15 protein-coding genes and 1 tRNA gene are annotated in these 14,195 nt (G+C 59.0%); 12 read left to right on the top strand and 4 right to left on the bottom strand.

Going from position 1 to position 14,195, the window contains the following annotated elements; translation table 11 throughout:
- Positions 1 to 142: 142 nt before the first annotated feature.
- Together F6X24_RS04510 and F6X24_RS04505 are read right to left on the bottom strand one after the other, a co-directional pair.
- On the bottom strand, positions 143 to 1,414 hold the full coding sequence (locus tag F6X24_RS04510; protein WP_151086824.1) for a site-specific integrase: 1,272 nt from the start codon (positions 1,412 to 1,414) through the stop codon (positions 143 to 145).
- Between the two features lie 6 nt (positions 1,415 to 1,420).
- A complete protein-coding gene (locus F6X24_RS04505; protein WP_151086823.1) occupies positions 1,421 to 2,041 on the bottom strand; it encodes a hypothetical protein in 621 nt (206 codons plus the stop codon).
- Between the two features lie 305 nt (positions 2,042 to 2,346).
- Between F6X24_RS04505 and F6X24_RS04500 the strand changes: the two genes are divergently transcribed.
- The 10 genes from F6X24_RS04500 to F6X24_RS04455 all read left to right on the top strand — a co-directional run bounded on the left by F6X24_RS04500 (position 2,347) and on the right by F6X24_RS04455 (position 12,030).
- Complete coding sequence (locus tag F6X24_RS04500; RefSeq protein ID WP_151086822.1) at positions 2,347 to 2,751, top strand: hypothetical protein; 405 nt, start codon at positions 2,347 to 2,349, stop codon at positions 2,749 to 2,751.
- Between the two features lie 92 nt (positions 2,752 to 2,843).
- Positions 2,844 to 3,278, top strand: a complete 435-nt coding sequence (locus F6X24_RS04495) for a hypothetical protein (protein ID WP_151086821.1) — start codon at positions 2,844 to 2,846, stop codon at positions 3,276 to 3,278.
- A gap of 47 nt (positions 3,279 to 3,325) precedes the next feature.
- Entirely contained in the window at positions 3,326 to 4,612 is a 1,287-nt protein-coding gene (locus tag F6X24_RS04490; protein WP_151086820.1) for a tyrosine-type recombinase/integrase, read from the top strand.
- A gap of 2 nt (positions 4,613 to 4,614) precedes the next feature.
- Positions 4,615 to 5,040 carry a hypothetical protein gene (locus tag F6X24_RS04485; RefSeq protein WP_151086819.1) on the top strand — a complete coding sequence of 142 codons (426 nt, stop codon included), beginning with the start codon at positions 4,615 to 4,617 and terminating at the stop codon, positions 5,038 to 5,040.
- A gap of 2 nt (positions 5,041 to 5,042) precedes the next feature.
- A complete protein-coding gene (locus F6X24_RS04480; RefSeq protein ID WP_151086818.1) occupies positions 5,043 to 7,523 on the top strand; it encodes a BT4734/BF3469 family protein in 2,481 nt (826 codons plus the stop codon).
- Between the two features lie 256 nt (positions 7,524 to 7,779).
- Entirely contained in the window at positions 7,780 to 8,139 is a 360-nt protein-coding gene (locus tag F6X24_RS04475; protein WP_151086817.1) for a cyclic nucleotide-binding domain-containing protein, read from the top strand.
- Between the two features lie 143 nt (positions 8,140 to 8,282).
- Positions 8,283 to 8,966 (top strand): hypothetical protein, encoded by a 684-nt coding sequence (locus F6X24_RS04470; protein WP_151086816.1) that lies wholly within the window; start codon positions 8,283 to 8,285, stop codon positions 8,964 to 8,966.
- Positions 8,967 to 9,390: 424 nt separating this feature from the next.
- Positions 9,391 to 11,031 carry a hypothetical protein gene (locus F6X24_RS04465; protein ID WP_191906458.1) on the top strand — a complete coding sequence of 547 codons (1,641 nt, stop codon included), beginning with the start codon at positions 9,391 to 9,393 and terminating at the stop codon, positions 11,029 to 11,031.
- A gap of 342 nt (positions 11,032 to 11,373) precedes the next feature.
- Entirely contained in the window at positions 11,374 to 11,697 is a 324-nt protein-coding gene (locus F6X24_RS04460) for a hypothetical protein (protein ID WP_151086814.1), read from the top strand.
- Positions 11,698 to 11,814: 117 nt separating this feature from the next.
- Positions 11,815 to 12,030 (top strand): hypothetical protein, encoded by a 216-nt coding sequence (locus F6X24_RS04455; protein WP_151086813.1) that lies wholly within the window; start codon positions 11,815 to 11,817, stop codon positions 12,028 to 12,030.
- A 96-nt stretch (positions 12,031 to 12,126) separates the two neighbouring features.
- On the opposite strand, the gene F6X24_RS04450 is transcribed toward F6X24_RS04455, so the two are convergent.
- Positions 12,127 to 12,200 (bottom strand) — tRNA-Val (locus F6X24_RS04450).
- A gap of 105 nt (positions 12,201 to 12,305) precedes the next feature.
- Between F6X24_RS04450 and F6X24_RS04445 the strand changes: the two genes are divergently transcribed.
- Positions 12,306 to 12,989: a porin family protein gene (locus tag F6X24_RS04445; RefSeq protein WP_151086812.1), complete on the top strand. Its 684-nt coding sequence runs from the start codon at positions 12,306 to 12,308 to the stop codon at positions 12,987 to 12,989.
- Positions 12,990 to 13,014: 25 nt separating this feature from the next.
- Positions 13,015 to 13,503: a DUF6992 family protein gene (locus F6X24_RS04440; RefSeq protein ID WP_151086811.1), complete on the top strand. Its 489-nt coding sequence runs from the start codon at positions 13,015 to 13,017 to the stop codon at positions 13,501 to 13,503.
- Between the two features lie 80 nt (positions 13,504 to 13,583).
- Here the strand turns inward: F6X24_RS04440 and F6X24_RS04435 are convergent, their stop codons facing one another.
- Positions 13,584 to 14,147 (bottom strand): type 1 glutamine amidotransferase domain-containing protein, encoded by a 564-nt coding sequence (locus F6X24_RS04435; protein ID WP_151086810.1) that lies wholly within the window; start codon positions 14,145 to 14,147, stop codon positions 13,584 to 13,586.
- Positions 14,148 to 14,195: the final 48 nt, after the last annotated feature.

The following is a 14,195-nucleotide window of genomic DNA, read 5'->3' as shown; positions in this document are numbered from 1 at the left end:
TTGCCGAACACTGCCAGTACCTGCCGGCAAAAATGCCGTTCTGTAGCACTGGGTAGGATATACCACGGGGCTAGTAGCAGACTTCGGCAAGCATGTACTTAAAAACCGGGGGCAATTTCAGCTTTTGCCCCCGGTTGTAATTCTACCCCAACGCCACCTCCCAGGCATCGAGCAGCCGCGGGCCATAGCGCTCCAACGTATCATAGCCGTAAACGCTGGCTGATACGTGGCCCAGCGCAATCTCTTTCAGGGTTTGGTCGCCTTCGCTGCCCATGATGAGCAGCGCTGCACCGGTATGGCGGGCGGTGTGGGTGGTGAGCACCTGCCAGAGGGGCAACACTTGCTCCCGACGCTCCTTGCCCGCAAAGGCTACCTCCACAAACTCCCGCTCCAGCCCCACGGCCTGGCCCAGCAGCTTTAGCCGGCGGTTGCGCTCCTGCTGGCTGGGCAAGGGCAGGCGCCCCTCGTAGCGCTGCCAGATAGCCGCAGCAACCGGCGGCAACGGGATGAGCACCGGCTCACTGGTTTTCTGTTGGTAGAGCTCCACGCACAGCACCACCCCACGGCCTGGCAGCTCGTGGGCGCTGACGTGGTGCGGCTTGAGAGCCCGCAGGTCCACATCGCGTAGCAAGAGCTGCAGCTGCAACAAAAAGGCGTCGCGCTCTTCGGCCAGGTCGATCGGTAGCTCAGCGCTGGCCAGGGCCTGCACTTCGGCCCGGCGCAACGAAGGTGAACGGCCGTAGCGCACGGTGAGCTTACCCAGCCACTTCGGCACGGGCTTGCCAGCCAGGCGGTGAGCTTCGCGCAAAAAGACATAGTGGCGCTGCACCGTCGACTCCCGCTTGCCATCGGCGAACAGCCAGGCGGTGTACTGGGCCAGGCGCTCGCGCGTGAAGCCGGCCAAACGGAGCTTGGGGTCGTACTCGTCGAGACTACTCACCACCTGCTTATACATGCGGGTGTAGCTATCGGCCAGCAGCTGCGCATTCTCGGCCAGCCAGCGCGCGTAGAACGCGCTCCACGGGGCGGTAACGGGTAGGTACGTGCTGGCGGCCGCTACGGCTTCGGCCTGCTCTTGCCTGGTGCGGCGCTGCCGGCCGGCGGCCACGGCGGCTACGGCTGCCTCTAGCTCAGTCTGCGTTACGCTGGCTTCTGCCCGGCCCACTCCCTCAGCTGTGGTAAAGACGCCCTGCACCGCCGTGAGCAACCTGGTAAGCCGAAGGTTGAGCTGACTGCTGTTGTCGGCGCTGGTATGGATTTTCTTGGTCTTGGTGGGCTGCCAGTGAGCGGGTAGGCACTTGACACCAGTGGGCATTTTCCAGCGGTGGCCGCCGGCCCAGTGCAGGTCCCCGAAGACGGTAGCCCGGCCGGCTTTATCGGGGCGGTCCAGGCGCTGGCGGAAGATGAGTTCCATGGTAGGTTACTGCTGGCCTTCCTGCTCTCGCTCCTGGCGCTGGCGGGCCCACTCTGCTTGCTCAGCAGCACGGGCTTCAGCCTCCAATTCCTCATGCTGGGCCTCTGAAAGGTTATCCATTTCATCAGGGTCAATATCACGCTTCAAAGCTGAAGGAAGCAGTTGCTGGATTTTAGCAAGCTCTCCAGAAGAATCATTTTTGGCTAGATGCTCGACTAACGCCCGTAGTGCTGCCCTGTCTTTTTCACGCTGCTCAACTTCTTTATGATATTTTGTCCACTCCTCCTCACGGCGTCTGTAGTAATCGTCCATAGGTGGCAGGAACTGGCGTTTTTTCTCCTCATCCACCTTCGACGCACTTTCGAAGGGGTCCAACCCCGTTTCTGGCCGCAACATCTCTCCGCGCCCAAATAGCAGCCAGTCAGGATTAACAGTTGGGTAGCCAGTAAAAATCTTTTGCAATACCTCGAAACTGGGCTTGTTCTTTCTTCCACCAATTATGCCTGCAAGAACGCCAGATTGAATGTCAGCACCACGGCCAAAGGCAGTTTTATTGCCTTTGCAGAAGCGGTCTACCATCTGAGCAATACGGTCATGCACATTGCCAACCTCATTTATTTCTTGCATATGCGTAAATTTTTAGTGTATGCTTGTGATTTAAGTATTTGCAATTACATTTGCAATACCTAAAGCAAACATAAGCAAACGCAAGGAATTTTCGCATGACCCCCAACAATCTTAAGAGCTTGCTCCCTCACGGCGCTTTGGGGGAGATAGCTAAAAAATTAGGTTTAACCAGTTCTGCTGTAGGGCAAGCGCTCAAGCATGGTAAGCCTGGAAATAGGGTAGTACAAGAAGCTCTTCGCATGGCACAGGAATCTGGCGCCCTTGCTACTGCCCAGACACTGAGAACCCTCAAAGCCGCCTAGCCCATGACTAGCCCCACCACCCGCCGCCGAGTAGCTACTGCTACGCCCGCCGCTGCTGTGGGTGGGGCTGCCGTGCCTGCAATGCCAGAACTACACTTCACCATGGCCAACGGGCTGTTGGCAGTTCGGGATGCGGCTACCGTTGTAGCGTTGCTTCGGAATGAGCAGCAGGCCCGCCTGGCGGCCGAAGCTGAGCAGGCAGCGCTATCAGTATGCTACCGGGTTTCTGGTGAGGCCGACCCCACCCGGCCACACAACGGCTTACTCACTCAACGGCTGGCTTGCTCTGAGCGCACCGCGTATGAAATTCTGCGCACGGGAAAGCTCAGATACACCTGCGTAGGCAAGAAAAACCTAAGAGTAAGCGAATTGGCTGTGCGGGAGTTTCTAGGCGACGCCCCTACCTAATACACCTGATTTTCTGGGCATTTACACCTCGCTGGGCCACCCAGTATAGCTACTGCTTTACCCTTTTCTCACTCTCACTCACCCACAGACGTATGAAAAACTTTTTTAATGCCCCCACCAACCCAGCTATGGCTGGCACAGTAGCGGCCGTTGTGGCTGTGCTGCGCACCAAGCAGAAGCAGCGCCAGGCGGATGAGCTCGCCACCGGCCACACCGTTGAGGTTTTGCTGACTAATGCGGAAGGCAAAACAGAATATACCCTTTGTCCGGCCCGCGTAGCCGCGCGCATCCGGCGCATACTGGGCGAGCCTCAGCCCGGCGGCTCTGGCCTGCGCTGGGTCTTCGTGCACGAAGGCCAGAGCGAAGAAGCGGAGTACGGCCTGGTCGAGACGCTAGCGGCTAACTGTGCGCTGATGGCCTACCTCCATGCAAGCCACCGGCAGCTGCTACGGCGCATCGCCCGCAATAACGCACTCATTCGCCGCGAGCGGCTCAGCGTTGCCAACAGAGGGGAGGTGACACTGTGAGCCTCGACCACCCACTACCTGCCGTTTACTGGCTGCGCCGAAACCGCATGACGCCCGCTGGGCTAATACCGCTCAGCCTGCGCTTTACGATTGCTGGAGTACGGGGCGAATTAGCGCCCGGTATCAGTTGCCCCGAAAGCTACTGGTCGAAGCTCACGCATCAGCTCATTATGCCCGCCAGTAAAAAAGACTGGGTGCTGCCCGAGTTTTCTCCTGAGGCAGTGGAGCAATTCAACGATGAGCTCTATCAATTCAAACGCGAAATTCGGGAGCTCTACAAGCGCATGCGTCGGCCCGACCCGCGCGGCCCACTCGTGGAGGTAACGGCGGCCGACCTGCACTGTGCAGTACGTGGCGACGGCCCGGAAACTGCCAAGACGAAGGCGAAGGCAGCAGCTCTACGGCGGCCACTACTGGACATGGCCCGCCAGTTTGTGGATGCTCTGCAGGACGTGCCAAAAGCTGACCGGCTGGCAGATAGCACACTACAGAACTACGAGAGCCGCCTGAACACGCTTAAGCGCTACCTGGCTTGCCAGGGCACTAAAACGCTGCCCGCTGCGGAAGTAGATATCCCTTGGTGCCGCCGGTACGAGCGCTGGCTCCTTACTTCTGAGGGTGGGTTTGGGAGTACTGCCATGCGCAAGCAAGTGAATTTTGTGCAGCTCGCCCTCAGCTTTGCCGTGCATGAGGGCTGGTTGCCAGTAGACAAGCTGCGTGGCTATAAATACCAGACGCGCGCCACTACGCCGCCCGCCCTGTCGCTGACAGCTGCCGAGGTAGCCAAGTTAGTAGCGGTGCTGCCCGACCTCTATGAGGCAGAGCAGCGTGCCGTTACAGGGTGGCTGTTCTGTGCCTATACCGGGCTTTCGTGGGTGGACTACGGCCACTTCTGCCACGCTCCTGGCAACTACCTCTTCACCGAGCCTGCCCAGGCCTCAGGGGATCGGCCAACTTACTGGCTGCGTATGGTACGCCAGAAAATGAAGCGCCGCAAGCCGCAAGGCTTTTCGGTACCACTCTTCGACGAGGCAGCCGAATTGTTGGTGAAATGGCAAGGCCGGTTGCCCTTTTCGAATGATGTCAATGTCAATAAACTCTTGCATCGGGTAGAAGAAGAGCTGGGCCTGAGTCAATCGATGACGACCAAGCTGGCACGGGCCACCTTCTCACAGCTCAAGCGTGATGCGGGCTATTCTGATGAAGCCGTAGCGGCCATGATGGGCGACTCGGTGAGTGTGATGAACAGGCATTACAGCCGAATTTCTGAGCGCCGGATTGCGCTGGAAATGGGGCGCCTGGCTGGCGGGCATTCCATGCATCTTGCTGCGTAGCCATGGGTAGCTTCTCGCACTCCATTGGCCGGCGCCTGAACGGCTTACCGCCCCGCTCTACGACCGACGCCGGCCCCCGGGCCCAGCAGGTTGCCCTACCCGATGGGCGTAAACTCTGGGTTGAGCGGGTGCCCCGCGCCAAGTGGGCTCAGCTGCCAAAGGGCACCCAGCTTTTGCTAATACGCACCAAGCGCCGTCACGAGCCCTGGCAACAGGCCATGGAAATGGCTACGCTTGAGCAGAACGGCCTGAGTCACCCCGCCGCGCCCTGCCTGGCCCTGGCCTGGGGCTGGCTGCCCGATGGGGAGCCCGATATCCGCCCCGCCACCATCCTACGGCTGCAGGAGCTGCACCTGCTCCTGCGCTATGAGCTGCGCGAAACGAGCTGCCCGACCGTGGTGGCTACCATTCTTCCCCATCTGAATTAACCATGCTGGTTTCTTTCTATCCCAAGTCGATGAATCCAGAGGCCAGCCAGGCCCTGCAACTGCCCGGAGTACTGGCGGGTATCCGGGACGGACGCTGGCGGGAGCAGGTCCTGGCTGTACGGGGGCTCGACCCTGCCGGCAAGGCCTACAGCGCGGCTAAAAAGGCGCTGCCCGGCTTTACGGTATCGGGCACCTTTACCGGGCGCAAAGCCGAGCAGATGGCCGCGCACTCGGGCTTCTTATGTCTGGATATCGACGCCAAGCTAAACGCCGGGATAGACCTAGCAGCCGCCCGCCGGGCAGTGGAGGCCGACTCCTACACCTATGCCTGCTTCACGTCGGCCGGCGGCCTGGGCTGGGCCGTGGTGGTGCGGGTGCCAGGGCAGGACCACAAGGGCAGCTTTCGGGCCCTGGCGGCCTACTACCTGACCACCTACGGCCTGACCGTCGACCCTGCCTGCAAAGATGCCAGCCGCCTGCGCTTTGTGAGCTACGACCCAGGCCTCTACCTCAATGAGCAGGCTGCCACCTTTGAGGAAACGCTGCCCGACCCCACCGCTACCCGGCTGGCTACAGTAGGGGCACTGCCCGCCAGTACCTGGCGCGATTCGGCCCGCGGGGATGGCTATGGGCAGCGGGCACTGGAGCTGGCCTGCGACAAAGTGCGGGCCGCCCGGGATGGGGAGAAACGGACAGTGCTCAATAAAATGGCTTTTCTATGTGGGGGCTACATCGGGGCGGGTTTTCTGACAACTGCCGAGACACAACAGGCTCTCGAAGCCACCATTAGCAGCCGGGAGGTAGAAGATTTGCCGGCCGCCTTTAAAACAATAGCGGTAGCGCTGAAAGACGGCCAGCAAAAACCTGTGTTGCCGCCTGACCTGCACCAGCTGGCCTACGAGAAGCTGCGGGGCGGGGCCGGCGTTGATGCGGTAGTAGCCGGCATTGCCGCCAGCCAAGGGCTGCCCGTGGCCGTGCTGGAGGCGGCTGTGTGGGGAGTAGCCGAAGAGCAGGCGCGCGAAGTGCCGATACTGGCTTTTTGGCAATTGGTGCCCAGCACCAGCAAGCGCGATGCGCCGCCCAAGCTAATGCTGCAGCTGCATTTATTCCGGCGGTTTCTGACGCGCCACGGCTTTCGCAAGCATATGCCCGACCCCAAGGCGAAGGTGCGCGTGGTGCGCCTAGTGGAGCAGGTGGTGCACGAAAGCAGCCGGGCCCAGCTCAAGGATTTTGTGCTTGACTACCTGGCCAGCTTGCCGTTTGGCTTTGATGGCACCTACCGCACCCGTATTGAAGAGCTGGTGCAAGCCCAGCACCGGCTACTCTTCGACGAAGGCACCAGCGAGTTTCTGCCCAGTCTCTCCGGCGCGTTTCAGCGCGATACGGTTAGCCGCGCCTACTTATTTTACCGCAATGCCGTGGTGGTGGCCACCAAGGACGGGCCCGAGCTGCTGCCCTACCGGGAGCTTGCGGGCCTGGTGTGGGCGGAGCAGCTGATTGAGCGGGAGTTTTCGCTACTGAGCCGGGAAGACATAGAGAAAGGCGAATTTTTCCTCTTTCTCTTCAACCTGGCTGGAAAGGAGCAGGCGCGCTTCAAAGCCCTGCGGCTGTTTCTGGGCTACTACCTGCACGGCTACAAAGACCCGAGCAATCCAAAGGTGGGCGTGTTGCTCGATGAAGGGCTAGGGCCTGAGGGGCAAGCCAACGGCGGCACCGGGAAGAGCCTGCTCTTCGAAGCGCTGCGCCAGCTAGTGCCCATCGTGGCTATCGATGGCCGCGGCTACGACCCGCGTAACAGCAAGGAATTGCAGGAGGTGAAGGACAGTACCCGCGTCGTGTTCTTCGACGACTGGGCGCCTTCGTTGCCGTTTGAGCGGTTGTTCAGCATGGCCACGGGTACGCTGGTGGTTGACCGCCATTACCTGGGCAAGCAGAGCTACCCGTACGCTGTCAGCCCGAAGTTCGGCATCACCACCAACGGCGTGCTGACGGGCCAGGGCGGCAGCCATGACCGGCGGCGCTTCGAGGTGGAGATAGCGCCCTACTATGGGCCGCACCGCCAGCCGCGCGATGAGTTTGGCCACAACTTCTTTGATGGGTGGGACGCGCAAGAGTGGGCCCGCTTTGATGCGCTGATGGTGTTGGCCTGCTGTGAGTTTCTAGGCACCGGTGGGCGGCTGGCCTCCCCCGTTTCCGTGGGGCTGGAGCAGCGCCGGTTACTGGCTGCCACGAGTGCGGGCTTTGTCGAGTTTATGGATGCCCAGCCCCGAGGCGTAAGGCTCTACCGCACTGCTCTGCTGAGCGAGTTTCGGACTGCTGAGGGCTACGATGAGCGCGGCATGACACCCCACCGTTTCGGCAGCTGGCTCAATTTCTATAAAGAGTTGCGCACTGACTTTCAGAGCGGGCAGGACTGGGAAGTAGAAACCCGTGGGCAGCGCTGGATTCTGCTGGCTCAACCAGTAACGGAGAGTACCGGATAGGGCTTGCTACAGATGCTACAATTCGCGCCCTCTCTACCCCCTACCCTTCTGTTTTTGCTTTTTTCTAATATCGCCTATAAAGGAAAAGTATAAAAAAGAGGAATAGAGGCTACAAATACAACGAACTGTAGCATCTGTAGCAATCAATTTAACTAATTGACAATCTGACATAAGCACTAATTGTCTCCAAAACTAAACTGTTGCACCGATACCACGGCGCCTCCAACTACAGCTGCCTCTCTTGCTGCCCGCCCACATGAAACGTCCTGAAAACCCTGTCTTTAGCCAGCTCAGCGCCCACTTCCAACGGCTCGACCGCGCCGCCCACTTCACCAGTGGGGCCTGGCGCCTGTACTACCACCTGCTCCACTGCTTTCACGAAGCCGAATGGCCCACCACCCTACGGCTCAAGCAGCGGCACCTGGCCAGCGCCTTCGACGTGACTGATAGCACCCTGGCCGCCGCCCGCAAAGAACTGCAAGCCCGCGGCTTGCTTCGGTGGAAGCGCAGCAACCTGGGCAACCCCGCTAGCTGGGAGCTGGTGCTGCCTGATACGCCTATTCGCCGGCCCCGCGACCCGGATAAGCGCCCCGCCCAACGGGTATGCAGCCCCTAGAAAACTCCGAGAAACTACCCGCTTTTCAGGTCCAAAAACCCGGGAAATAACCTTGACAACTAACGCTTTACAACTTAAAATGAGCCCTTAAATCATGTAAAACCATGCATTTTCCCTTTTTCTCCTTTTTACCTCTTACAACCATGAAGCTTACCCCCGAACAAAACCAGGCCCAGCTCGCCCAAAACGCGGACCTGATTGCCCAGTGCACGGCCTACAAAGCCCTGCTGGCCGCCAATAAACTCCCGCTTTCGGTCGATATGACCGAGCTGACCACGGCCTACCGCCAGCAGCTCTTTGACCGCCTGCTCACGGTCGACCCTGGCCTCAAAGCCCGCTACGAGTTGCTGCGCACGGAGGAAGGTCGCCAGAAGCTGCTCTTCGATACCATTAACACCGACGGCCATGAGCTGCTCGACCAGGTGCGCGACGCCCTAGCCAAGCTCACCCGCCTCTACAGTCACGTCAGCTTCGGCATGGGCCACCAGTTGCACCAGCATCAGCCACTGGCCACCTTCGCCAAGCGCTACACCCTGGACCTGAACCAGGCACTAGCTGCTCATACTATCAGCTGGGAAGGCAAGGAGTACGTGCTGGCCTACTTCGAGGGCCTGCTGCCAGAGTTGGAGCGCGTGCGCGAAATCTTCCGGCCGCTCACCAATATCGGGGCTAGCATGGGAGAGGTGTTTATGGCCCTGAGCAACTTCTACCACGAAGACCGGACCCGCACCCCCATGCGCGTCGACGAGCACGCGTTGCATGAGCGGCTGCTGCCTGGCCTGGAGCAGCACGGCTTGCTGGGTAAGATTCCCCGGGCTAGCAAGTAGCCTGACCTCAACCGCTCGCCTGGCTCAGCTGCCGGCGGGCGGTTGACTTACTGGCCTTTCACAAATACCACCGAAGCTGCGCCAGTCCCTAGCGTAAAGGTGCTTAGGCTGCCTTAACTCGTCATATCTCGTTGCTTTTTCGCACGCCACATGCCAGCTAACACCTTGACCCGCAAGGCATATTGTCGAAGTGATTACGCCTATATCCGCGCTCATTACCAGGATATGACTGCGGCTGCTCTGGCTCAGCAGCTAGGCCGAACCACTGGCAGCCTCTACGAGTACATTTCGCGGCACCCAGAGCTGCGCAAATACGGCAAAACTTAACTATAAGTCCCTAGTAAATCGCCGGTTTGGTGCTCATTTTTACCGACTTACTTCTAACACCCTACCTACGATGGGCGCTGCACTGCTAAATGTTAAAATGACGCTGGAGGACCTGGTGAGTCCAGGCGTAGCCAAGATTCTCCGCAAAACCCAGGAGTTTGTTCAGCAGGTCGAAAAGCCGCACAAGCTGCACGTCGACACGGCCGGGGCACAGAGTGGCCTGCAGGGTATCAAGTCCCTTTTGGGCGGTATCGGCCTAGCCTTTGGCGCCTTCGAAGCCTTTAACTTCTTCAAAGAGTCGGTGAGCATGTTCAACGCCGCCGACCAGGCCGGGGCACAGTTTGATGCCACGTTGAAGTCAACCAAAAACTCTGTGGGGCTCACCCGTAAAGAGTTGCTCAAAATGAGTGATGACTTAATGGGCAAAAGCCTCTTCGACGACGATGCCATTACCGGGGCTCAGTCGATACTGCTGACATCTACCAACATTAAAGGTGCCATTTACAAGGATGCCTTACCTGCCATTCTGGATTTGGCTACCAAGATGGGCGGCGATTTGAAGGGAGCCACTATTCAGGTGAGCAAAGCTCTCAACGACCCACTAAAAGGTATCACAGCCTTACGTCGGGCCAATGTAGATTTCTCAGCCAGCCAGGAAAAGAGCATTAAGCATTTTGTTGAAACGGGCCAAATGGCCAAGGCGCAGGCTATTATCATCAAAGAACTAGGGGTAGAAGTTGGGGGCTCCGCCGAAGCAGCCAGCAAAGCCGGTACTGGTGGCTGGACCGTGCTTAAAAATCGCTTCGACAATATCCGGGAGAGTATCGGCGGGCTGCTTACCCAGGGCGCAGGCCAGGGCCTGCCAATACTCACTAACCTGGTTACTGATGGGCAAAAGGTGGTTGATTGGGTCAGCGAACATCTCGACGGCATCAAGGCCGCTTTTGCGCCGCTCAAAGACGCCATTCAGCCGCTGCTCGACACCTTTCAAAAGTTGTGGGCAGAGCAGTACGGCAACGGCGAAGTAGGTGACGTGCTGGCTACGGTCTTTAACCGGATTGGCACGGTGATACGGGTTATTTCGCCCTTTGTGAAAGTGGCCGCTACACTGCTGGGTACCGTCTGGGAGCAAGCACAGCGCGTGGTGAACGTGCTTACTAAGTTTTGGGAAACCAGCCCTAAGCTGCAAAAATTCTTCTCGGGCCTCTACACCGGGGCGCTGGCCACTTTCAAAGGAATTGCTGAGGCTGTAGGCAAGTACCTGGGAGGCACGGCCACATTCATTGAGGGCATCTTTACCGGCGATTTCCACAAAATCGGTGATGGCCTGAAGCAGACGCTTTCGGCGCTGGCAGATACCCAGGAGGTGGGCGCGAAAGCCGCCAACTCTTTTATGGATGGCTATAAGGCTAATATGCCTAAGAAGCTGGATTTGTTCGCGGCCCAGCCTGACTACTTCCCTGACTCTGCAAGTGCCCCGAGCAAATTCATGGCAGGAGGCAAGGCAACCGGGGCGAAGGCAGCAGCGATGACCGCCGACGCCAGCAAAGGCACCGTTACGGGGAGCGCAGGGGGCGCGAAGGTGGTCAATATCACGCTCAATGCCAATAACCCCTTCCGCGATTCCAAATTCTACGTCACCGACGTGACTGCAGGCGCAAAGTCTGTAGCCCAGCAATTTGAAGACTGGTTCACCAGCGAGCTCAACGACGTGAATACCATGGCCTCTAACTTTTAATAGTCCCTTAAATGCACATTGCAGAGTTGCAGGAGCTGTCGAAAGCCACTCCGCCCCAGCCAGACGGTACTACACTCCGCGTTATTGCTGTAGCGGCCAGCGACTGGCCTACGCTACCAGTGGACACTTGTGTCATATTGCGCCTACGTGGCAGTAAGGACTTATTCGCCGGTTTTATTGTAAATAACAGGCTGGCGAATTTTCTAGCGCCGGCCCTGGTGCTGAGACAGCTGGTCGGAAAAGAAGAGCACAGCTTTAAGCGGCGCACCATAGAGGAGCTGGGCCGCTATGAGTTGTCGGGAGCTGAATCCGTGAGTTTGCAACAGTCCTAATCAGCTCCTCATGCCCCTGCCCAAACCCCTGACCCACGTCCCGATTACCGGGCCCATTCCGCTGCCCAACGGCCAGCAGCTGCGCACCGAGCGCCTGCAGCGGGCCCAGTGGGCCGCACTCCCGGTGGGCTCCGTGGTGAGCGTGCGCACCAGAGACCGCGCGGGCTATATCGGGGGCACCATTGTCGAGAATAAGCTCGGGCTAGCCTGGCCCTATCTGGCCACGCTCACCCTGCAATGCTTGGTGTCCATGGCTCCCACCCAGACGGCTCCCATCAAGCTGGATAGTCATTTGGTGCTGGAGCTACTGCAATGCCGGCTCACCTCAGGTTAACTATAAGTTGCTTGCCAGCCCTTGCCCGCGGCCGCAGCTTTGCAGTGGGTTCAACAGCCCTTTTTGTTTTTCATAGTGTCCCAGAAAACCCCTATCTGCCTCAGATGGGGTTTTTTTGTGGCCCTACCCCGCCTGTTTATGACTACCCACGCGGCCGTGCGCCAAGCCAACCTCGACCAGCGTAACCAGCGGATTCGGGATGCCTTTTATAAGCGCTTCACCAATGTACCCCGGGCTCAACGGCCCGAGCGGGAGCTAGTGGTAGCGCAGCTGGCAGGGGAGTACTTTCTGAGTGCGAAGACCACAGAGAAAGTGCTGTGGGTGCCGGGGTAGGCAGAAGATTTTAGTAGTTATTACCCAAATACCGGGGGTAAAAGCGGGGGCAACTAAATGAAAAGTCCCCTCTGCACACTGCAAAGGGGGCTTTCGTGGGCAATATCGGACTCGAACCGATGACCTCTACCATGTCAAGGTAGCGCTCTAACCAGCTGAGCTAATTCCCCGGTTTTGAGCGGCGCGGCGGGCGCTTCAGGACAAAAGTACGGCAACCCGTGCGTTGCCGGGTACTTTTCGCGCAACTTTCGGCGGCGCCGGGCGTTGCTAAGCCTATGAAATACCTGCTTTTGCTACTCGTTTCGCTGGGGGCCACCGGGGCCGCTCATGCCCAGGTGCGCGGCTTGCCCTCAGCCGGCGATTATTCGGAAGGCCAGGGCACTACCTCGCGCAATACCGGCTTTGGCATTAAGGGCGGCCTGAGCTACAGCGACTTAAAAGGCAGCGGGGCCGATATTTTCACCAATCTTAACCAGCTTAAGACGTTTCACGCCGGGGTGTATGGGCAGTATGGCTTCACGCACTTTGCCTCGGTTCAGGTCGAGCTGCTGTACTCGCGCAAGGGTTTCCAGGCCGATTCCAACGGCTTGAAAAGCCAGCAGACAACGCAGCTTAATTATATAGAATTACCTATATTATTTGTAGGCAATATTACCGAAACCCTGAGTATTCACCTGGGACCGCAGGTGTCGATGCTTTCCAGCGCCCGCACCGGCAGCCAGGACCTCGATATCGGCCAGAGCGGCTACAACCGCTTCGACTTTGGCGGCATTGTGGGGGCCGAGGCCCGGCTGGGGCCGGCGCGCGTAGGGGTGCGCTACGACCTGAGCTTTGCCAACCTCTACAAGAGCGGCTCGGCCGTAACGTACAACGGCCACCCCATCAGCACCCTGATTACCGACAACAACATTCGCAATTCGGTGCTGCAAGTGTATCTGGGCATCGGTATCGCCCACTAGCCCGGCTGCGCCTTTCTTTGTGGCTATGCTGCTTTCTGTTTTGCCGGCCGCGCCGGCCTGGCTGGCTTCCTACCAACACCACGAGCTGCTGCTGGGCCGCGGCCTGGGCGTGCTGGGCGCCTGGGCGCTGCTCAACCTGGGCCTGAGCGGCTACCAGCTGCCGCGCACCGACCGGCGCACGTGGCTGCATCACTTTCACCTGATGAACTGCGCCTGGGCGTTTGTCAACTCCGTGCTCGCGGCGGTGGGCATTCTGCGCACGCATCCCGGCCGGCCGCCTCTGGGCTTCACGCCCGCGGCCGCGCTGGCCGACGAGCAGCTTACCGGGCACGTGTTTCTTTTTAATGCCGCTCTCGACGTGGGCTACCTGCTTATTGCCCTGTGGCTGCTCACCCGCGCGCAGACACCCGCGGCCACCCGCCCCGCGCGCCAGCTGGGCTACGGACGCTCGGTGCAGCTGCAAGGGGCGTTTCTGCTGGTGTTCGACCTGGTGATGTGGGCGTTACTGCGTTAGAAACATAGTTTATTAACCATATAAAAAAGGCGCTGCTCAGCAAAGAGCAGCGCCTTTTTTTAGTGGCTGACCAGGAGAGCTTACGACGCGCTGCCCGCCAGCAGCTTTTCCTCAATCTTTTTGTTAAAGGCGTCGAGGTCTTCGGGTTTGCGGCTGGTGATGAGGTTGCCATCAACCACAACTTCCGAATCCTGCCACTGCGCGCCGGCGTTGCGCAGGTCGGTTTTGAGGCTGGGCCAGCTGGTCATATGCTTGCCGCGCACCTGGTCGGCCTCGATGAGCGTCCAGGGGCCGTGGCAGATGGCCGCCACCACCTTGCCCGACTGCACAAAGTCGCGCACAAAGCTTACCACCTTCGGCTCCAGGCGCAGCTTGTCGGGGTTAATCTGGCCGCCGGGCAGTACCAGAGCGTCATATTGGCTTACGTGCACGTCGCCGATTACCTTATCCACGTCCACCTTGTCGCCCCAATCGGTTTCATCCCAGCCCTTTATAGAGCCGGCTTTGAGAGAGATAACATCCACCTCGGCCCCTTCGCCCTTCAGGTATTTCTGGGGTTCGGTAAGCTCCACCTGCTCAAAGCCATCGGTGGCCACAATGGCAATGCGCTTGCCTTTCAATTTATTACTGCTGAAAATAGACATCGTACTAGTGTGGGGGCTACTGAAAGCAGCAGCACTTGCTGCCGCAAT

It is taken from the genome of Hymenobacter baengnokdamensis (assembly GCF_008728635.1).
In the GTDB taxonomy this organism is placed as follows: Bacteria; Bacteroidota; Bacteroidia; order Cytophagales; family Hymenobacteraceae; genus Hymenobacter; species Hymenobacter baengnokdamensis.
This window is presented reverse-complemented; position numbering and strand designations above follow the sequence as displayed.

What these genes read in the sequence shown, in the direction of transcription:
- F6X24_RS04510 (WP_151086824.1), bottom strand. Translation starts at nt 1,414, where the DNA reads ATGGAACTCATCTTCCGCCAGCGCCTGGACCGCCCCGATAAAGCCGGC.
- F6X24_RS04505 (WP_151086823.1), bottom strand. Translation starts at nt 2,041, where the DNA reads ATGCAAGAAATAAATGAGGTTGGCAATGTGCATGACCGTATTGCTCAG.
- F6X24_RS04500 (WP_151086822.1), top strand. Translation starts at nt 2,347, where the DNA reads ATGACTAGCCCCACCACCCGCCGCCGAGTAGCTACTGCTACGCCCGCC.
- F6X24_RS04495 (WP_151086821.1), top strand. Translation starts at nt 2,844, where the DNA reads ATGAAAAACTTTTTTAATGCCCCCACCAACCCAGCTATGGCTGGCACA.
- F6X24_RS04490 (WP_151086820.1), top strand. Translation starts at nt 3,326, where the DNA reads ATGACGCCCGCTGGGCTAATACCGCTCAGCCTGCGCTTTACGATTGCT.
- F6X24_RS04485 (WP_151086819.1), top strand. Translation starts at nt 4,615, where the DNA reads ATGGGTAGCTTCTCGCACTCCATTGGCCGGCGCCTGAACGGCTTACCG.
- F6X24_RS04480 (WP_151086818.1), top strand. Translation starts at nt 5,043, where the DNA reads ATGCTGGTTTCTTTCTATCCCAAGTCGATGAATCCAGAGGCCAGCCAG.
- F6X24_RS04475 (WP_151086817.1), top strand. Translation starts at nt 7,780, where the DNA reads ATGAAACGTCCTGAAAACCCTGTCTTTAGCCAGCTCAGCGCCCACTTC.
- F6X24_RS04470 (WP_151086816.1), top strand. Translation starts at nt 8,283, where the DNA reads ATGAAGCTTACCCCCGAACAAAACCAGGCCCAGCTCGCCCAAAACGCG.
- F6X24_RS04465 (WP_191906458.1), top strand. Translation starts at nt 9,391, where the DNA reads ATGACGCTGGAGGACCTGGTGAGTCCAGGCGTAGCCAAGATTCTCCGC.
- F6X24_RS04460 (WP_151086814.1), top strand. Translation starts at nt 11,374, where the DNA reads ATGCCCCTGCCCAAACCCCTGACCCACGTCCCGATTACCGGGCCCATT.
- F6X24_RS04445 (WP_151086812.1), top strand. Translation starts at nt 12,306, where the DNA reads ATGAAATACCTGCTTTTGCTACTCGTTTCGCTGGGGGCCACCGGGGCC.
- F6X24_RS04440 (WP_151086811.1), top strand. Translation starts at nt 13,015, where the DNA reads ATGCTGCTTTCTGTTTTGCCGGCCGCGCCGGCCTGGCTGGCTTCCTAC.
- F6X24_RS04435 (WP_151086810.1), bottom strand. Translation starts at nt 14,147, where the DNA reads ATGTCTATTTTCAGCAGTAATAAATTGAAAGGCAAGCGCATTGCCATT.